The sequence below is a fragment of the Vibrio sp. DNB22_10_4 genome, from assembly GCF_052879755.1.
In genome coordinates this window covers 1-19,274 of record NZ_JBNNXW010000006.1, presented here as the reverse complement: position 1 = coordinate 19,274, position 19,274 = coordinate 1, and the positions used below count along the sequence as shown (strand labels likewise).

17 protein-coding genes, 2 tRNA genes and 1 rRNA gene are annotated in these 19,274 nt (G+C 47.2%); 8 read left to right on the top strand and 12 right to left on the bottom strand.

Annotation, left to right across the window (positions count from 1 at the left end; all coding sequences use genetic code 11):
* The first annotated feature begins 5 nt into the window (after positions 1 to 5).
* The 3 genes from ppk2 to ACVA6Q_RS15150 all read left to right on the top strand — a co-directional run bounded on the left by ppk2 (position 6) and on the right by ACVA6Q_RS15150 (position 2,317).
* Positions 6 to 794: a polyphosphate kinase 2 gene (gene ppk2 / locus ACVA6Q_RS15160; RefSeq protein WP_446648080.1), complete on the top strand. Its 789-nt coding sequence runs from the start codon at positions 6 to 8 to the stop codon at positions 792 to 794.
* Complete coding sequence (locus ACVA6Q_RS15155; protein WP_446648079.1) at positions 787 to 1,728, top strand: LysR substrate-binding domain-containing protein; 942 nt, start codon at positions 787 to 789, stop codon at positions 1,726 to 1,728. Before ppk2 ends, ACVA6Q_RS15155 begins: the two co-directional genes overlap by 8 nt.
* An 85-nt stretch (positions 1,729 to 1,813) precedes the next feature.
* Positions 1,814 to 2,317: a hypothetical protein gene (locus ACVA6Q_RS15150; RefSeq protein ID WP_446648078.1), complete on the top strand. Its 504-nt coding sequence runs from the start codon at positions 1,814 to 1,816 to the stop codon at positions 2,315 to 2,317.
* 20 nt (positions 2,318 to 2,337) lie between these two features.
* On the opposite strand, the gene phoU is transcribed toward ACVA6Q_RS15150, so the two are convergent.
* Genes phoU through ACVA6Q_RS15130 form a run of 4 tightly spaced genes read right to left on the bottom strand, consistent with a single transcriptional unit; the run spans position 2,338 to position 7,764 of the window.
* Entirely contained in the window at positions 2,338 to 3,033 is a 696-nt protein-coding gene (gene phoU / locus ACVA6Q_RS15145) for a phosphate signaling complex protein PhoU (RefSeq protein ID WP_338163601.1), read from the bottom strand.
* Between the two features lie 38 nt (positions 3,034 to 3,071).
* Positions 3,072 to 3,890, bottom strand: a complete 819-nt coding sequence (gene pstB / locus ACVA6Q_RS15140; protein ID WP_353497917.1) for a phosphate ABC transporter ATP-binding protein PstB — start codon at positions 3,888 to 3,890, stop codon at positions 3,072 to 3,074.
* 2 nt (positions 3,891 to 3,892) lie between these two features.
* Positions 3,893 to 5,539 carry a phosphate ABC transporter permease PstA gene (pstA, locus tag ACVA6Q_RS15135; protein ID WP_446648077.1) on the bottom strand — a complete coding sequence of 549 codons (1,647 nt, stop codon included), beginning with the start codon at positions 5,537 to 5,539 and terminating at the stop codon, positions 3,893 to 3,895.
* A gap of 20 nt (positions 5,540 to 5,559) precedes the next feature.
* Positions 5,560 to 7,764, bottom strand: a complete 2,205-nt coding sequence (locus ACVA6Q_RS15130) for an ABC transporter permease subunit (RefSeq protein ID WP_446648076.1) — start codon at positions 7,762 to 7,764, stop codon at positions 5,560 to 5,562.
* A 287-nt stretch (positions 7,765 to 8,051) separates the two neighbouring features.
* Between ACVA6Q_RS15130 and ppk1 the strand changes: the two genes are divergently transcribed.
* Positions 8,052 to 10,166: a polyphosphate kinase 1 gene (gene ppk1 / locus ACVA6Q_RS15125; RefSeq protein WP_446648075.1), complete on the top strand. Its 2,115-nt coding sequence runs from the start codon at positions 8,052 to 8,054 to the stop codon at positions 10,164 to 10,166.
* Entirely contained in the window at positions 10,138 to 11,670 is a 1,533-nt protein-coding gene (gene ppx, locus ACVA6Q_RS15120) for an exopolyphosphatase (protein ID WP_446648074.1), read from the top strand. Before ppk1 ends, ppx begins: the two co-directional genes overlap by 29 nt.
* A gap of 80 nt (positions 11,671 to 11,750) precedes the next feature.
* Here the strand turns inward: ppx and ACVA6Q_RS15115 are convergent, their stop codons facing one another.
* Genes ACVA6Q_RS15115 through phoB form a run of 3 tightly spaced genes read right to left on the bottom strand, consistent with a single transcriptional unit; the run spans position 11,751 to position 14,726 of the window.
* Complete coding sequence (locus ACVA6Q_RS15115; RefSeq protein WP_446648073.1) at positions 11,751 to 12,719, bottom strand: PstS family phosphate ABC transporter substrate-binding protein; 969 nt, start codon at positions 12,717 to 12,719, stop codon at positions 11,751 to 11,753.
* Positions 12,719 to 14,017 carry a phosphate regulon sensor histidine kinase PhoR gene (phoR, locus tag ACVA6Q_RS15110; protein WP_446648072.1) on the bottom strand — a complete coding sequence of 433 codons (1,299 nt, stop codon included), beginning with the start codon at positions 14,015 to 14,017 and terminating at the stop codon, positions 12,719 to 12,721. The genes ACVA6Q_RS15115 and phoR overlap by 1 nt, the downstream gene beginning before the upstream one ends.
* Positions 14,018 to 14,036: 19 nt before the next feature.
* Entirely contained in the window at positions 14,037 to 14,726 is a 690-nt protein-coding gene (gene phoB / locus ACVA6Q_RS15105) for a phosphate regulon transcriptional regulator PhoB (RefSeq protein WP_042500693.1), read from the bottom strand.
* A 194-nt stretch (positions 14,727 to 14,920) separates the two neighbouring features.
* Between phoB and rdgC the strand changes: the two genes are divergently transcribed.
* The 3 genes from rdgC to ACVA6Q_RS15090 all read left to right on the top strand — a co-directional run bounded on the left by rdgC (position 14,921) and on the right by ACVA6Q_RS15090 (position 17,631).
* Positions 14,921 to 15,829: a recombination-associated protein RdgC gene (gene rdgC, locus ACVA6Q_RS15100; protein WP_353497910.1), complete on the top strand. Its 909-nt coding sequence runs from the start codon at positions 14,921 to 14,923 to the stop codon at positions 15,827 to 15,829.
* Positions 15,830 to 15,991: 162 nt separating this feature from the next.
* Positions 15,992 to 17,374: a prephenate-dependent tRNA uridine(34) hydroxylase TrhP gene (gene trhP / locus ACVA6Q_RS15095; protein ID WP_353497909.1), complete on the top strand. Its 1,383-nt coding sequence runs from the start codon at positions 15,992 to 15,994 to the stop codon at positions 17,372 to 17,374.
* 2 nt (positions 17,375 to 17,376) lie between these two features.
* Positions 17,377 to 17,631 carry a YfhL family 4Fe-4S dicluster ferredoxin gene (locus ACVA6Q_RS15090; RefSeq protein ID WP_042500690.1) on the top strand — a complete coding sequence of 85 codons (255 nt, stop codon included), beginning with the start codon at positions 17,377 to 17,379 and terminating at the stop codon, positions 17,629 to 17,631.
* A gap of 32 nt (positions 17,632 to 17,663) precedes the next feature.
* Here the strand turns inward: ACVA6Q_RS15090 and ACVA6Q_RS15085 are convergent, their stop codons facing one another.
* The 5 genes from ACVA6Q_RS15085 to rrf form a co-directional block, all read right to left on the bottom strand.
* Positions 17,664 to 17,972, bottom strand: a complete 309-nt coding sequence (locus ACVA6Q_RS15085) for a hypothetical protein (protein WP_112460995.1) — start codon at positions 17,970 to 17,972, stop codon at positions 17,664 to 17,666.
* A 179-nt stretch (positions 17,973 to 18,151) separates the two neighbouring features.
* Positions 18,152 to 18,487: a DUF1904 domain-containing protein gene (locus ACVA6Q_RS15080; RefSeq protein WP_353497907.1), complete on the bottom strand. Its 336-nt coding sequence runs from the start codon at positions 18,485 to 18,487 to the stop codon at positions 18,152 to 18,154.
* Between the two features lie 280 nt (positions 18,488 to 18,767).
* Positions 18,768 to 18,844, bottom strand: a tRNA-Trp gene (locus ACVA6Q_RS15075).
* Positions 18,845 to 18,880: 36 nt separating this feature from the next.
* Positions 18,881 to 18,957 (bottom strand) — tRNA-Asp (locus ACVA6Q_RS15070).
* A gap of 56 nt (positions 18,958 to 19,013) precedes the next feature.
* Positions 19,014 to 19,130: ribosomal RNA gene (gene rrf / locus ACVA6Q_RS15065) — 5S ribosomal RNA — on the bottom strand.
* Positions 19,131 to 19,274 lie beyond the last annotated feature (144 nt).

The window sequence follows — 19,274 nt, the reverse complement described above, 5'->3', positions numbered from 1 at the left end:
CTTCTATGGGCAAGAAAAGCAAAATGGACAAAAAGCACTATGAAAGTGAACTCGCTCGATTGCAGATCGAGCTGGTTAAGCTACAAGAGTGGGTCAAACAAGAAGGGCTTAAAGTCGTTGTAGTATTTGAAGGTCGTGATGCTGCGGGAAAAGGTGGCGTCATTAAGCGCATTACTGAAAAGCTCAATCCTCGCGTTTGTCGTATTGCTGCCCTACCCGCTCCAACAGAAAAAGAGAAAACCCAATGGTATTTTCAGCGCTATGTCACTCACCTACCTGCGGCAGGTGAAATCGTGCTGTTTGACCGCAGCTGGTACAACCGCGCTGGCGTTGAGAAAGTCATGGGGTTTTGCAGCGATGAGCAGTACCAAGAGTTCTTACGCTCTTGCCCTGAGTTTGAACGCATGCTGGTTCGCTCCGGTATTATTCTTCTCAAATACTGGTTCTCTGTGTCCGATGAAGAACAAGAAAAGCGCTTTTTAGAGCGTGTAAATACTCCGATTAAGCGTTGGAAATTCAGTCCTATGGATTTGGAGTCTCGCAACCGCTGGGCAGAGTACTCGCAGGCCAAAGACACCATGTTTTCTTACACAGATACCAAGCAATGCCCATGGTGGGTAGTCCCCTCCGATGATAAAAAACGCGCTCGATTAAACTGCATTACTCACCTGCTCGGCCAAATAGATTACCAAGAAGTCGCCTACCCAGAGATTGACTTGCCAGAAATCAACAAAGAAGGCTATATGCGAACACCTATTGAAGAACAATCTTTTGTGCCGGATAACTATGACTGAATCAACGCAACTGTTTAGTCGACTCGACCTAAATCTGTTAAAAACCTTTCGTATTTTGCTGCAAGAGCGCAATACCCGTAAGGCAGCGGAACGGCTTTACGTCACGCAGCCTGCAGTTAGCCAAGCTCTACAAAAACTTCGTACCGTGTTTGAAGATGAACTGTTTGTCAAAGTCCAAGGCGGCCTTGAGCCAACACCCTTTGCTTTAGATCTTGAGGATAAAATCGCACCATTTGTTGATGGTTTAGAAGCAGCGCTCAATCAGCTGGAGGAGTTTGATCCAGCGATACTTACAGGGACGATACGTATCGCGTTAGCTCCGATCGTCATGACAAGCCTTGCGGGTGCGTTATTTACTGCTTTTAGGCAGCAAGCGCCACTGCTAAATTTGGAGCTACTCAGCTGGAATCAAACCACGGCGGAGCAAATTCGCAATGGAGAGGTGTTTTACGGCGTGCATTACGATCTTGAACATCTGTCTAAAGAGCTGGCTCGTGAACCTCTGTTTGATTTAGAAGCGCGCATTATCGTACGTCAAGACCACCCCATTACTAAACCACTCATCACGCCTAAAGACTCCGTCGGTTACGAGCTGGCTTCACTTATCTCCCCGGGATGGAATGATCACTTCACCTATGCCAGCCAAATCCTAGAGCGACAAGGCTACACACCTAAAGTGGGATTTCGCTCAGAGATGCTGTTAGCACTTATCGATGTGATTGAATCTACTGATATGCTACTTCCGCATTCTAATTTGTTTCCGATCCACAATTACTCCCAATTACGCTCACTCAAAGTGGAAATAGATGGGCAGATTTATACCAAGCGCCTATTTGGCTACTTGCACAACAAAAACCGCCACTCTGCAAAAGCAAAATGGATAGAATCCATCATCGAAGAAAAATTGCCGCAGCAAGCCAATAAGCACAGCTAATTAAAGCTATTAGTGGCGCTACTTAGTCAGTATAAACAGGAGCCGCTACCATCGGCGCTCCTCCTGTTTGCGATTAGATATGACCATGAAAAAGCTGCTACTACCCATCCTTGCTACCTTGCCCCTCACCGCCATAGCGTCGGAAGCTCAAGCGCAAAGCATCCATCTGTCTCCAGATGTCAAAATTGGTGCTTTTAACGGTGCTGGCGTTCAGCTTGGTGTCGCTGATGCTCTAGGAATGGATGCGGTTTATGTAAGCTATGCGCGCAAGTATTACGATACCGACCGCTATGACGAGACCATCGACTCTTATCGTCTAGGCCTACAGCATATGTTTGGCGATCGTGAGAACTATGGACTGCAAGCAGAGATCGGCCTCGCCAACTATCGTGGCGAGAAGCGCACCAACAGTGAGTTGCTTAATCGCAGTGCTAACGGACTTAGCATCAGTGCGGGTTACGTGTACATGCTAAATCCAAGCTTTGGTCTAAGAACCGGCTTTGATTATGACGTGTTCGGTGCGAGCAACACCTTCATATCTATGGGCTCGCACTTCTCATTAAGCTTTGGCGTGGTTGGTCGCTTCTAACTCGAAACGGAGGCGACAGATTACAAAATGTCCTTGATGGCCTTCTCATCTAAGTGGCGTACATCTTTCCCTTTCACGAAGTAGATAATGTACTCACAGATATTTTGACAGCGATCGCCGACACGCTCGATAGCACGTGCTGACCACATGACCTGAAGAATGTTAGGGATGTTCTTTGGGTCTTCCATCATATAGGTCATCAACTGACGGATCACCGCTTCGTATTCCGCGTCTAACTTATCATCCAGCTTGTAGACTTCTGCCGCCGCATCAACGTCCATGCGAGCAAACGCGTCAAGTACTTGATGCAGCATAGCAATGGCTTGTCGGCATAACGGCTCCAAAGAAACATGGAACTTTTGGTGCTTAGTTGAAGGCTGCTCTATGGCTACACGCGCGATACGGGTTGCCACATCACCAATGCGCTCTAAATCCGTTATGGTTTTGATAATGGCCATCACCAAACGAAGATCTTTGGCGGTGGGCTGACGCTTGGCAATGATACGCGTGCACGCTTCATCGATAGACACTTCCATTGCATTGACTTTGTGATCGTCTCTTACCACTTTTCGGGCAAGCTCAATATCGTCTTTATGCAGAGCCTGCATTGCAAACGACAGCTGTTGCTCAACCAAGCCTCCCATGGTCAAAACGTGGGTACGAATAGACTCAAGCTCGGCGTTGAATTGACCTGAGATATGACGACCAAAATGCATGTGTGAAAATTTCCTGTTGTAACCCTAAAGCCTGTCAATCAGCCGTAGCGGCCCGTAATGTAGTCTTCGGTTTGTTTTTCTATCGGTGAAGTAAATATAGTATCTGTATCGGCGTACTCTACCAGTTTTCCAAGATGAATGAACGCGGTATGGTCACTCACTCGCGCCGCTTGCTGCATATTATGGGTCACGATCACAACCGTGTACTTGGTTTTCAGGTCGTTAATCAGCTCTTCGATAGTTAGCGTGGAAATGGGGTCGAGCGCCGATGTCGGCTCATCCAGCAGTAATACCTCAGGCTCAATGGCGATAGCACGGGCAATGACCAATCGCTGCTGTTGACCGCCTGATAGACCGAAGGCGTTTTCATGTAAGCGATCTTTTACCTCATCCCACAGCGCTGCTGCTCGCAAAGAGCGCTCAACCGCATCATCGAGGTTACGACTGTTTTTGATGCCTTGCAGCCTGAGTCCATACACGACATTTTCATAAATGGATTTAGGAAAAGGATTCGGGCGCTGAAACACCATGCCTACGCGGCGGCGCAGCGTCGCCACATCGACTTTAGGATGATAGACATTGCCACCATGAAGCTTCACTTTACCTTCAACCGTGCACCCTTCAATCAAATCATTCATTCGATTAATACAGCGCAGCAAGGTCGATTTACCACAACCTGACGGGCCGATAAACGCCGTAACTTGTCCTTTGGGAATACGCATCGATACATCATCCAATGCCTGCTTATTACCGTAGTACAAGTTCAAGTTTTCAATAGCAATGGCAGTTTGCTCATCACTTAGGTTGTTCACATCTAAAGGCGTTGGATAGCCCAGAGTCTGGTTGATAGAAAACATGGTTAATCTTGTCCTAGTGTGCGGTATTTTTCACGCAGGTTATTACGTATCGCTATTGCCGTTAAGTTTAGCCCAACCACAACGGTAACCAGCAAGAACGAGGTTGCGTAAACCAATGGTCTCGCTGCTTCAATGTTGGATGTCTGGAAACCCACATCGTAAATATGAAAACCGAGATGCATAAACTTACGCTCAAGGTGTAAAAACGGAAACTGTGAGTCCACCGGTAGACTTGATGCCAATTTTACCACGCCTACCAGCATTAATGGTGCCACCTCACCCGCCGCGCGAGCAACCGCTAAGATTAAGCCGGTAATGATGGCAGGGCTTGCCATAGGTAATACGATTCGCCACAGGGTCTCCGACTGCGTAGCACCAAGTGCAAGTGAGCCATGACGAGCAGACGTTGGAATACGATTTAAACCCTCTTCTGTCGCCACAATCACCACCGGTAGCGTCAAAATTGCAAGGGTCAGCGATGACCATAGCAGGCCTGGCGTTCCAAACGTTGGCGCCGGCAACCGCTCGGCATAAAACAAAGAATCGATAGAGCCGCCGATGGTATAAACGAAAAAGCCTAATCCAAATACACCATAAACAATCGACGGTACACCTGCCAAGTTGATAACCCCGACCCGTATCATGCGCGTCAGCAAATTGTTCTCAGCGTACTCATGCAAATACACCGCCACCAGCACCCCAAGCGGCATCACCATGACCGACATGATAATCACCAGCAGTACGGTGCCAAAAATAGCAGGGAACACGCCGCCTTCGGAGTTCGATTCACGCGGATCATCCGATAAGAACTTCCAAACCTGATGTCCCCAATGAGAAAGCTTATCGGCGTAGCTCATTTGATTCGGATACCAAAAATCCAACACGCGATTGAGGCCGATTTCTAATCGCTCGCCGCGCATATCTTCGACAACCAAAGTTTTGCTCGCCAACTCAGCCCTTAGCTCGTCAAGCTCAATGTCAGTTTGGCTCAGTTGCTCCCGGATGATCGCATTTTGCTGCTGATAGCGAAGCGTTAACTCTTCCGTCAGCACGCCATTCAAGCTATCACGGCGCTGCTTCAAACGCAGAGCTTCAAGTTGGTGATTCAATCCTTTTAATCGGCGTTCGGTAATGCCGTCAATGCGATCGCGGATCAGCGCTATCTGTTGAAGCTCAAACGTTAACGTCTCGGCTATCGCCGTTTGTTGCAGCCCCTCTACACCTTTAAGATCAAGGACACGGCCGAAGAAGTTTCCGCCACGAGTACGTTCAATCACCACCAGATCCGCTGGAGTCTGAGCATCACGAAGCTGTGATGAAAGCAGAGACACAAAGTCGATGCCATACAAATCTCGGTTGGCCACTTTGATGCTATAGCGCTCTACCTTACCCTGCTCTAGGATGTCAGTTGGTAGCAACGACTGTGCGTTAGGAATATTGTAAGTGGGTACCCAAGTCTTTGAATAGACTTGCCCAATTAATGCCCCGCCTTGGTCATCTTGCCACTGATAGAGCGGCGCTGGCCAAAAGTAGGTCAGCCCTCGCCAACCGATAAGCAGCAATAAACCAAGCACGGAAATCAAGCTGATGCTGACCGCACCACCAGTGAGCCAAACCCAAGGTGACCCAGATTTGAACCACTTAAACATGCTCCGGCTCCCCTATACAATTAAAGCGCACTGTATTTCTCCCGGAGTCGTTGTCTCACCCACTCCGCTAGCGAGTTCACTACAAAGGTAAAACTAAACAAGATAAGCGCCATCAGGAACAGCAAGCGGTAGTGACTGCTACCAACCTCAGATTCAGGCAACTCGACAGCCATAGTGGCCGATAGCGTTCTCATACCTTCGAAAATATTCCAATCGAGGATCGGCGTATTACCCGTTGCCATCAGCACGATCATCGTCTCGCCAACGGCGCGCCCTAGTCCCATCATGACCGCAGAGAAAATGCCTGGGCTGGCGGTAAGCAGCACTACATAGATCAGTGTTTGCCACTGTGTCGCTCCCAGCGCTAGCGAGCCATCAGACAGGTGTTTGGGAACTGAGAAAATGGCATCTTCGGCAATGGTAAAAATAGTTGGGATAACCGCAAAGCCCATAGCAAAGCCCACCACTAAAGCATTGCGCTGATCGAAATCAATTCCATGTGTCGCGAGAAATACTCTTGCATCACCATTGAACAACATCACTTCCATATCACTAGAGAACGTCATTGCCAAATAGATGGCAATCAAGATGACAGGTATGAGGGTGAAAGGATGTAAGCCGCTTGGCAGCTTTGATGTGTACGCTTTAGGGATGGCGTACCACACCGCGCCAGACAACAAAGAGAGCAGCGGTAATGCCACCAGCAACAGCAAAATCGCCGGTAAATGCGTTTCCACGATAGGGGCGAACCAAAGTCCTGCCAAAAAGCCAATAATGACGGTTGGCAACGCTTCCATTAGCTCGATCGTCGGCTTAACCACGCGGCGCATTTTCGACGACATAAAGTACGCGGTGTAGATGGCGCCAAACACAGCGATCGGCACAGAAAACAGCATCGCAAATAGAGCTGCCTTTATGGTACCAAACGCAATCGGAACCAGACTGTATTTGGCTTCAAAATCATCGGAAGCGGCGGTGGTTTGCCAAATAAATTCCGGCTCAGGGTAGCTTTCGTACCACACCTTTTGCCACAGTGCACTCAGCGAAATCTCTTGGTGCTCATTAGGTAGATAGGCGCGGTACATTGCACCCTCAGACAACACTAGCGCGTAATGGCCATTGTTGGACAAGGCGAAATCACGCACGTCTGAACTAGGCACTGGGCTCTCGGAAACGAGCTTTTCGCTCGTGGTATAGAGACTTTGCAACTGAAAGCTGTTTGACGCTGATTCAGAAGTCTGTGGACTCGCAAGCAGTACGTTGAAGCCCTTACTCGTAGCCTCTGCCGTCAAAAACGCGATATCAGCATCAAACTGAAATGAGCGAATCGGCGTAAGTTTACGCTCGCCTTCAGTCAATACATCAAACCATTGCCAAACCTGCTGATTGTCATATTGCACCAGCAGCGAATATGCCCCAGACAACAAATGTACACCACTGACGTTGGCACCATTCGGCGCCGATAAGTCAACCACCTCACGCGCGTATAGCGAATGTCCATCGCGGTTAATCACCACCAGCTGATTGCCGGAGCGAACATATAAGGTGCGACCATCTGGCGTAACGACCAACTCTTTTGCGCCCTCAATCGTGGTTGGTAAGGTAGCAAAAGAGAACTCACCACTGCTTGATTCCGTGGCGTGGCGTGAATACCTAGCTTGCAGCATGCCGCGCTCATCGATACTAGCAATGACAGTTTCACCTTTATTGACCACTGCATTGACCAGATTCGCGTTAGGTAGCGAGATCCATTGCTCCTCATCAAGATCAGGAACAATCAACTGTGCATCACCACTACTTTGATCCAGTTGTAATTTAGGTTTTAGCGCGGCGTAACGACCTTTACCATCCACCGCTAGCAGTATTTTTTCATCGACGGCCTGCAAGCGCACAATGTTATCTGGCAAACGATGTGAAGTCTGTTCACCCGTAACAAGCGACTGTTGGATATAACCACCATCGGCAAAAAAGAATAAGCCGTCATGACCACTATCGCTGACTAAGGTTAAAACTGGCGTTTCTGCAATATCAGAGCTGATCGCGGGCTGCCATGTGACCTCGTTATCGGAAAATAGAGGCAGTGTGACATAAGCTAAGTAGACGAAGATGAAGATAAGCCCAGCGAGTACACTCAAGCCACCAAATGAGACGATCCAACGCACCAAACGATCTTTGATCAGACGTTTTCTATCTTTGGTATGAAGTGAAAAATTGGCCGTTGCCATAATCTACTAATGTTCTCTTATGATGCAGTTTGAGTGTTATCAGGCGTTTGCCTTCAAGGACGAGAGGCAAGTGAACAGCATGCACGAATTGCCTCAACATAATATTTCGTTTAGATGACAGTTATATTACATAGCATCTAAGGTGCTGAAAATAATGAAATGTGTCGCGTTGCACGCTTTTTGAAATAAAAATGTCATATACAATCTCTAAGGTTCACGACAAGATTCATCTTACATTCCGCTTTGCTGCTTCCCAGTAGTGAGCCCAAACGTCGGTGGTTGAGTACATGAGCGCAGAAAAACTCTATATAGAAAAAGAACTTAGTTGGTTATCGTTTAATGAGCGCGTGTTGCAAGAAGCCGCGGATAAAACAGTTCCACTGGTCGAAAGGATCCGTTTTTTGGGGATCTTTTCCAACAACTTGGATGAGTTCTATAAAGTTCGTTTTTCAGACGTCAAACGTCGTATTTTGATCAACCAAGACCGCGGCGTTAATGACAACTCTAAACACCTGCTTGGGAAGATGCAAAGCAAGGCGCTCAAACTTAACCAGCGCTTTGATGAACTGTATAGCGAGCTGATCATGGAGATGGCTCGCCGACGCATTTTCCTCGTCAATGAAACTCAGCTTGATGACACCCAGCAGAAGTGGATTAAAAAGTACTTTAAAAAAGAAGTGCTGCCGCACATCACCCCACTTATGCTCAAAGACGACATTGATGTTTTACAGTTTCTGAAAGATGAGTACGCGTATATCGTCGTCGACCTTAAAACCAACGACAGTTCTCAATATGCGATCTTAGAGATCCCAACCGATCACCTACCTCGCTTTGTCATGGTGCCGGAGCAAAAAGGCAAACGCCGTAAGACCATCATCCTGCTTGATAACATTATCCGCTACTGCCTTGATGAACTCTTTCGTGGTTTCTTCGACTACGACGAGCTCAACGGTTATGCAATGAAAATGACCCGTGATGCAGAATACGATTTAAGCCATGAGGTTGAACACAGCCTGTTAGAGCAGATGTCAGAAGGGGTAAGCCAGCGTTTAACGGCAATGCCGGTACGCTTTGTTTACGAGCGCGATATGCCAGAAGAAATGTTAACCACGCTGTGTGACAAGCTGGGTATCTCGAACTACGACAGTTTGATCCCGGGCAGCCGCTATCACAATTTCAAAGACTTTATCGGCTTCCCTAATGTCGGTCGTGATTATCTAGAAAATAAGCCCCTGCCGCCAATGCGCTGCGCTGATTTTGACGGCTATGACAACACCTTCGATGCCATCCGCGCTCAAGATATTCTGCTCTACTATCCATACCACACGTTTGAGCACATTACGGAATTGGTGCGCCAAGCCTCGTTCGACCCTAAAGTGCTGAGCATTAAGATTAACATCTATCGTGTTGCCAAAGACTCACGTTTGATGAACTCTCTGATTGATGCCATGCACAATGGCAAGAGCGTGACTGTGGTGGTAGAACTGCAAGCTCGCTTCGATGAAGAGGCCAACATTGAGTGGTCAAAAGTACTGACCGAGAACGGCGTCCACGTAATTTTCGGTGCGCCGGGCTTGAAAATCCACTCTAAGCTGCTGCTGATAAGTCGACGCGAGGAAGGAGAAATCGTTCGTTACGCTCACGTAGGGACAGGGAACTTCCACGAGAGAACGGCACGGATCTATACCGACTTTTCGCTGCTCACTGCGGATCAAGAGATCACCAATGAGGTGCGCAATGTGTTCGGTTATATCGAAAATCCTTATCGTCCGGTCAGGTTTAACCAACTGATTGTCTCACCGCGTAACTCTCGTAAGCAGCTCTATCGCTTAATTGATACCGAGATCGCCAACGCACAAATCGGCAAAAGAGCGGCGTTGACGCTCAAAGTAAACAACCTTGTCGACAAAGGTCTGGTGAGTAAACTGTATGAAGCAAGCAGCGCAGGCGTAAAAATCAATATGATCATCCGTGGTATGTGCTCACTGGTACCAGGAATTGAAGGTGTCAGTGATAACATCAAAATTATCAGTATTGTCGATCGCTTTTTAGAACATCCTCGCGTTATTATTGCTCATAACGATGGTGATCCACAGGTGTACATCTCCTCTGCAGATTGGATGACGCGAAACATCGACCACCGAATTGAAGTGGCTGCACCTGTGCGAGATGAACGCTTAAAGCAACGTATTATCGATATCATCAACATCCACTTTACCGATACGGTAAAGGCTCGTTGGATTGATAAAGAGATGAGCAACACCTATGTTCCTCGTGGTAATCGCAAGAAAGTTCGTTCACAAATTGCTATTTACGACTATCTTAAACAGGTAGAGAAGCAAACTAGAAAACGCAAACAAAAACTAGAACATAATGAGTCAAACCACGGACACGAACACTAAAGATCAACCGACGAATGACGTTATCACCAAAGATGTGGCAGCGATTGACCTTGGGTCAAACAGCTTCCACATGGTGGTCGCCAAAGTCGTCGACCAAGACTTGCAACTAGTCAGCAGGCACAAGCAACGCGTCAGACTGGCTTCCGGTTTGGATGAGCATGGAAACTTAGATGACGCCGCAGTGGAGCGAGGCCTGGAGTGCCTCGCGATGTTTGCCGAACGTCTACAAGGCTTCGAGGTCGACAATGTTCGTATTGCCGCAACCCATACTCTTCGTATCGCAGCCAATGCCCATGTCTTTTTGCAAAAAGCCCGTGATGTTCTGCCCTTCCCCATCGAAGTCATTCCTGGTGAAGAAGAAGCGCGTCTTATCTATGCCGGTGTTGCTCACACGCAAACCGAGTCCAACTCAAAATTAGTCGTTGATATTGGTGGTGGTAGTACCGAACTTATTATTGGAAAGGCGTTTGAGCCTGTGCTGCTTAACAGTACTCAAATGGGCTGCGTCAGTTATACCAATAAGTACTTCGCCAACGGTAAGCTTTCGTCTAAGAACTTCACCAAAGCCATTCTCTCGGCCAGACAACGCCTTGAAGCTTTGACGCCGCGTTACAAAAAGAAAGGCTGGGAAGTGTCGCTCGGCTCCTCTGGCACCATCAAAGCCATCAAAGAGGTGCTCGTTGGGATTGGCTATGAAGATGGCATCATCAATAATAAGCGACTTTATAAGCTCATCGACAAACTGTGTGAGTTCGACAGCATCGATGATATCGCACTGCAAGGACTAACCCCTGAGCGCAAACCTGTGTTTGCGGCAGGCGTTGCCATTCTCACCGCTATCTTCGAGAGTCTTAAAATCAAAGAGATGCACTTTTCTTCTGGTGCGCTGCGTGAAGGCTTACTATATGAAATGGAAGAACGTTTTGAGCGCTCTGATATTCGTATGCGCACTGCTGAGAACTTAGCCAAAAAACACTTTGTCGATCTTGAGCACGCCGCGCGAGTGCGAGGTCAAGCACACGAGTTTTTGAATCAAGTGCACGAGTCGCTGGGGCTTAAAAAGAAAAGTGAATTGTTCAGCTTATTGGAATGGAGCGCTCTGCTTCACGAAGTTGGACTGAGTATTAGTTATCAAGCCTTCCACCGGCACTCGAGTTATATTCTCAACCATACTAATATGCCTGGCTTTAACAGCGAACAGCAGTTGGTGCTCGCCACCTTGGCCCGCTTTCAGCGCAAAGCGCTTAAACTGCAAGAGCTGCCTGAGTTTACCCTCTTCAAGAAAAAGCACATTGTCGGTCTCATTGGTATTTTGCGTTTGGCGATCATCGTTAATGGCCAGCGCAATGAGGAGCTGTTGCCACTTGAGCTTTCCATCGACGATGAGACTTGGACACTTACCAGCACCCAAAGCGACTGGCTAGAGCAAAACAAGCTGCTGCAAGCGGATTTACAAACCGAACAAATCTACTGGGAGTCAGCAGGCTGGAATCTGGTGTTCTAAACGCTTGGATTTTACTGACTACCAAAAACGAAAAAAAGCGGCAAATAGGCCGCTTTTTGCTTATCCGTTAGGGCATCAGCTTATTCGATGCTCAGCCCTACCTTAGCCAGTTCACCTTTGGCAAACTCAAGACTCACCGGAACATAGCCATCTTTCTGGACGATCCTCTGCCCTTCTCGAGAGTAGATATAACGAATATAAGCCTCTTCAATCGGCGAGAGCGCGCGGTTGGGATCTTTATTTACGTACACATAGAGAAAGCGCGATAGTGGATAGTGCCCAGACTGAACATTCTCCTGAGTCGGCAGTACGTATTGCTCCCCATGATTGGCAATAGGCACAAGTTTAGCACCTGATACCTGATAACCAATCCCAGAGTAACCTATGGTGTTAATCGATGAAGCGACCGACTGCACCACAGAGGCAGAACCCGGCTGCTCATTAACATTACGTCTAAAGTCACCGCCACATAGTGCTTTATCCTTAAAGTAGCCGTAGGTACCGGAGACAGAGTTGCGCCCAAAGATTTGAATCGCACGTTCATTCCAAGGTGTTTCAATACCAAGCTGCTCCCAAGTTTGCAGATAGTCAGCCCCCCCACAGCGAAGGGTTGATGAGAAAATTGCATCAAGCTGCTTAAAGTTAAGTCCTTCAATCGGGTTGTCGAGGTGAACAAACAACCCAATTGCATCGATAGCGACTTTAAGCGCTGTTGGCTTATAACCATACTGGCGCTCAAAGGCTTCAATTTCACGCGAGCGCATTTCTCGGCTCATAGGGCCAAACTGCGCTGTCCCTTCGGTCAATGCCGGTGGCGCCGTCGACGAGCCAGAAGCTTGGATCTGCGGGTTCACATTTGGGTAAAGATATTTGAATTCTTCGAGCCATAATGTGGTCATGCCGGAGAGCGTATCTGAACCTACAGAAGAGAGGTTACCCGATACGCCAGAGAGCTTACTGTACTTGGGAAGTTCCTGTGCCAAAGCAGTGCCCGACAACAATGCACATAACGTTAATCCCTTAGCGACGCGCGCTACTAACGTCGTCATCACTGAACCACCAATCGCTCAGGTAAAATGAACGAGAACTTACTACCCACAGCTACTTCAGAGTGAATTTCCAAGTGTGAGTCGTGATGCGATAGAGCGTGTTTTACAATCGCTAAGCCGAGTCCACTTCCGCCAGTATCACGAGAGCGCGCCTTATCGACACGATAAAAGCGCTCCGTCAATCTGTGCAAATGCTGCGCTTCAATACCATCACCGGTATCTTCAACCTCTAGATGTGCACCTTGAGAAGACTGATACCAACGCACTTTGACATTCGCCCCTGGTGGAGTGTATTTCACTGCGTTGTAAACCAGATTTGAAATCGCGCTGCGCAGTTGATCATCATCACCAAATACGCGCAAGCTATTGTCGACATCGAAGCTGATCTTATGCTGTTCGTCACCACTTAAACTTACCGCTTCTTTTTCTAACACCTCAAGCATTGCGGGAACATTAACGACCTCATCAAGCTCGTGCATGGGTGCGGCTTCAATTTTCGATAGCGTCAACAGTTGGTTAACCAAACTATTCATGCGGTTGAGCTGCTCAGTCATGACACCGTGCGCTTTAGTCCACATAGGACCGACAACCATATCTGGGTCTTCGGTCATCTCTAAGTAACCTTGCAACACCGTCATTGGCGTACGAAGCTCATGAGAAACGTTAGCAAAGAAGTTACGACGCATGCCTTCAAGCTGTTTCAGCTGGCTGACATCACGCACTACCATCAAGTGTTCACCTTCTGTGTACGGCACAATACGCAGTTCGAGCATCCGCTCAACGTTTAGAGGTGAGCGCATCTCTAACGGTTCGGAGAAATCTTGCTTACTAATGTATTTGATAAAATCAGGCGTGCGGATCAAATTGGAGATAGGCTGCCCCGAATCATCAGGCCAACGGAATCCTAATAGATGTTGAGCGAGCTTGTTACACCAAACGATATTGCCTTCACTTCTAAATACAACGACGGCATCGGGAAGCGATTCCGCACCGTTTTTAAAGCGGCGGATAAGGTTTGTTAGCTCTTTGCGCTTGCGACGCTGCCTTTGCTGAAGGCGATAGATGCCGTTAAATAACGACTCCCAATTTCCGGTACCGGATGGCGGGGTAAGGCGCTTTTCATCCCACAGCCAAGCAGACAAACGCAGCTGATTATGTAGGTGCCATATCAACTGCAAAACCGTGGCAACCAGAAGCAACCACGGCATGTATCCAAATATCCACCCAACGACAATCCATGGGGTGTAAAAAAAAGCCAGCTCCCAGGCCAGCTTTTTCCAGGTTAACCTTTCAACCATTTACCTCTCCAGTTCGATGCTAGCCCTTGGTTGAGAAACGGTAGCCAGCGCCTCGAACGGTTTGAATCAATTTATCATGACCTGCTGATTCAAGAGCTTTACGTAGGCGACGAATGTGTACATCGACGGTACGGTCTTCAACGTAAACGTTGGTGCCCCATACATTGTTTAGTAGCTGCTCACGGCTGTAGACGCGCTCTTGGTGAGTCATAAAGAAGTGCAGCATCTTAAACTCGGTTGGCCCCATATCAAGAGGCTGGTCATTCGCGGTAACGCGGTGAGAGACTGGGTCTAGCTTAAGACCTTGTACATCAATCACATCTTCGAGTGCTGTTGGTGTCACGCGACGAATCACCGCCTTAAGGCGAGCAACCAGCTCTTTTGGTGAAAATGGTTTAGTGATGTAGTCGTCCGCACCCACTTCTAGGCCGCGCACTTTATCTTCTTCTTCACCACGAGCAGTAAGCATCACAACAGGGATATTGCGAGTCAGCTCTTCGCGTTTCATGTGCTTGATAAAATTAATGCCAGAACCGCCAGGTAGCATCCAGTCTAGTAGAACAAGATCTGGGAAAGGTTCAGCCAGTTTGTTAACTGCCGTATCGTAATCTTCAGCTTCTACAGCTTGGTAGCCTTTCTGCTCTAATACGAAACACAGCATTTCGCGAATTGGTGCTTCATCCTCGACCACCAGGATCCTTCTAGACATATCTGAATAACCTTTTGGAATCTAATCAACTTCATGCATTATCAAGAATTATTATGACACTTTTGTGACCATTGAAAACAATTTTTAATATAACTTTCGCACAAGATCTATTGCGATAATCGAGATTTAAGCTAGGACAATTTAAGCAAAATTGCCTATTATGTGCAGCTGTCTATTCTAAAGGTGAGAGTAATATGTGGTTTAAAAACTGTTTGGTCTATCGATTCAACAAGGAACTTGAGTTTAATGCAGATAAGCTAGAGCAGCAGCTTGAAGAGTTTCGCTTTACTCCTTGTGGTAGCCAAGACAAACAGAAGTTTGGCTGGGTAACGGCACTGGGTAAGCATGGCGATATGATGACCCATGTTTCTGAAAACCGAATTCTACTGTGCGCCAAAAAAGAAGAGAAAATGCTACCTGCATCGGTTATCAAAGACTCTCTAGCTAGCAAAGTAGACGCACTTGAGACTCAAGAAGGTCGCCCTCTTAAGAAGAAAGAGAAAGACGATCTCAAAGACGAAATCATCATTGACCTTCTGCCACGTGCATTTAGCCGCAGCAATCTTACTCACCTTCTTATCATGCCGAAAGAAGGCTTTGTGATTGTTGATGCCAGTAGCTACAAAAAAGCTGAAGACGTGATTGCGCTACTGCGTAAGACCATGGGTAGCCTTCCTGTTATTCCAGCATTCCCAGAACAGCCAATTGAGAACACGCTAACCGAATGGGTAAAAACCAACGAAGCACCAACAGGTTTTAACCTTCTTGATGAAGCTGAGTTGAAATCAGTCCTAGAAGACGGCGGCGTTATACGCTGTAAGAAACAAGAGCTGTCTAGCGACGAAATCCTTGGTCACATTGAAGCCAACAAGTTTGTGACTAAACTTTCGCTCAACTGGCAAGATCGTATCGAGTTTATATTAGCCGATGACGGCAGTATCAAACGCTTGAAATTCAGTGACGAGCTGAAGGATCAAAACGATGATATCCCACGTGAAGATGCTGCTGCGCGTATTGACGCTGACTTCTCTCTTCTATGTGGTGAATTTGGTGCCTTCTTACCTAACTTATACGACGCGTTAGGCGGCCTACCTAAGCAATAACCCCTTCTCTATCAAGCTCGCTTCTCAGCCCTAACTGTTGCTCTTGAGCAGCGAGCCTGATTCAAAACTTGGAAATCTCCCCATACTAGCGTAAAATTTGCGCCCCTTAGTGCCATTAGGTGGCACAACACTGACTTGTAATCAGATTAGAGATATAAAGCAATGTTTACTCCAGAACTTCTGTCACCAGCTGGCAGCCTCAAAAACATGCGTTACGCATTCGCATACGGCGCAGATGCAGTTTACGCGGGTCAACCTCGTTACAGCCTTCGTGTTCGTAACAACGAGTTTAACCACGAAAACCTAAAAATCGGTATCGATGAAGCGCACGCTCAAGGTAAAAAGCTATATGTGGTATGCAATATTCAACCACATAACTCAAAGCTAAAGACGTTCATCCGTGACCTTAAGCCGGTAGTCGAAATGGGTCCAGACGCCCTAATCATGTCTGACCCAGGCCTTATCATGATGGTTCGTGAAGCCTTCCCAGATATGCCTATTCACCTATCGGTACAGGCGAACGCAGTAAACTGGGCGACGGTTAAATTCTGGGCTGCGAATGGCGTCGAGCGCGTAATCGTCTCTCGTGAGCTATCACTAGAAGAGATCCAAGAGATCCGTGAACATTGCCCTGAAACTGAACTAGAAGTGTTCGTACACGGTGCACTTTGCATGGCATACTCTGGTCGTTGTCTACTGTCTGGCTACATCAACAAGCGCGACCCAAACCAAGGCACATGTACTAACGCATGTCGTTGGGAGTACAAAGTTGAGAAAGCAACAGAAAACGATGCAGGTCAAATCGTAGAAGAGTTCACACCAGAAGCTCAAGCTGTTGAAGTCGTTGACGAGCGCCCAGAGACCACAATTGGTCGCGGTAAACCAATTGACGACGTTGTACTGCTCTCTGAAAGCCACCGCCCTGAAGACAAAATGGCGGCGTTTGAGGACGAGCATGGTACGTACATCATGAACTCAAAAGACCTACGTGCGGTTCAGCATGTAGAGCGTTTGACGAAGATGGGCGTTCACTCGCTTAAGATTGAAGGTCGTACTAAGTCTTTTTACTACTGTGCTCGTACTGCACAAGTGTATCGAAAAGCGATCGACGACGCCGTTGCAGGTAAGCCATTCGATGAGTCACTAATGGGTACGCTAGAAAGCCTAGCTCACCGTGGTTACACTGAAGGTTTCCTACGTCGCCACACACACGACAGCTACCAGAACTACGATTACGGCTACTCTGTATCAGACTCTCAGCAATTTGTTGGCGAATTTACTGGTAAACGTCGTGGTCAATTGGCAGAAGTAGAAGTGAAGAACAAGTTTATCGTTGGCGACAGCCTTGAGCTGATGACACCAAAAGGCAACGTTGTCTTCAACCTAGAAGTGATGGAAAACCGCAAGTCAGAAAGCATTGATGACGCGAAAGGTAACGGCCACTTTGTCTTTATTCCAGTACCAGAGGAATTGGATCTGGACTACGCACTACTTATGCGTAACCTAAACTCAGGACAAGATACACGTAACCCAACGGGTAAGTAATCATGGCGCTGCTCATTACTGACAAGTGCATTAACTGCGATATGTGTGACCCGGAATGCCCAAATGGCGCTATTACAATGGGCAGTGAGATTTTTGAGATCGATCCTGCGCTGTGTACTGAGTGCAAAGGCCATTACGAGAAACCAACTTGTCAATCGGTATGCCCAATCACGAAATGCATCATCACCGATCCCAATCATGTGGAAACGGATGAAGAGCTGTTAGAAAAGTTCGTGATTATTCAAGGCATGGCCTAAACGTAAAAAGCCTCCCAATGGAGGCTTTTTTATTACCCAGACTTTTCGATTGGGAACACATTGCAGTACAACTCTTTCTCGTACTGTATCTCCAGCTTTTTGCGCCAGTTTTCCGCAGAGTTTATGGGAATCAAATAGAATTTCTCTCTGCTTGTATCAGTCACAAAGGCAATGCCATGTTGCATCAATTCGTAGTGAATGTCGTTTACAAACCCTAACGTAAAGCTTTGCCTACCAGATAATTGATTAATGTCTTCTCTGGTTAGGATCACTCCGTCTTTTTCCGTCGCGAACCTCTCTCTTAGCCATCGGGCAAACTGCCTTGATGATATCATTGTCATAACAGTAGTCCTTACCCAAAATCATAGGGGAACACCCCCTATAAAGCAGCAGAACAGCCCTAAGTAAGAAAACAATAAAACCTAGAAAACAACGACTAATCCACTGAAGTACTGATAACAATAGTCAACAACTAGCCACTTCACCAGTCGCATTTGTGAGAGCGATACCAATCAGTTAGTTAACCGTAATGGCTACCATTATCGTAATAGCTTGCAGGCTCAAGTGCGACGAATATGACTGCAACATCGAGCTCTTTGCCCAGAGCAGAGCGGATCTGTTCAGTAATAACAACAGCAACCTTATCCTTCACCTCCTGCCCACGATCAAACCACAGCACTTCCACAAACGGATAAGCGTGACTTAACTTACCATCGAAGTAAAACGTTGAGCTAACGTGTTCAATAGTGAAGTCTTCTCTTGGGCAATCCATAAGCGGTTGAAGCTCGTCAACTAATGGGCTAGAAAGAGTTTTGACTATCTCTGACTCCAGAGCTCTAAAACGTAAATGGGGCATAATCATATCCATATATGTAATGATGATTATGAGTATATCAGTGAACTATAAGATTCGAGAATATAGGAGTGCGGAAACAAAAAAACTCTGACCTAAGTCAGAGCCTTTGAATACTACAGATGTAAAAAAGCCTCGTCGAAAGACGAGGCTTTAAAGATGGCAGGGGTGGACTGGGCCGGCATTCCGGAGATTCGACCGGGCTGGCGACCCAGCTCCCAACACATTGCTTTGAAAAAGCAAAAACGAAAAAGGCTCCGACCTAAGTCAGAGCCTTTGAATATGGCAGGGGTGGAGAGATTCGAACTCCCAACACGCGGATTTGGAATCCGCTGCTCTGCCAATTGGAGCTACACCCCTGTAGTTATTTTTAAGACTTAACTTTGTCTAAATAAGTGGCGGAGTGGACGGGACTCGAACCCGCGACCCCCGGCGTGACAGGCCGGTATTCTAACCAACTGAACTACCACTCCGCAGTGGTCTATTTAAAGTCTTATCTAAATCGTGCTTTAAACAGATAATGTTCAAAGCCTGGCGATGTCCTACTCTCACATGGGGAAACCCCACACTACCATCGGCGCTATTGCGTTTCACTTCTGAGTTCGGCATGGAAATCAGGTGGGTCCACAATGCTATGGTCGCCAAGCAAATTCTTAATTCGGAAAGCTGTTAATGCGTTCTCTACACATTCAATTTGTTCTTGCTTTGAGTCCATCAAAACCCTTTGGGTGTTGTATGGTTAAGCCTCACGGGCAATTAGTACAGGTTAGCTCAACGCCTCACAACGCTT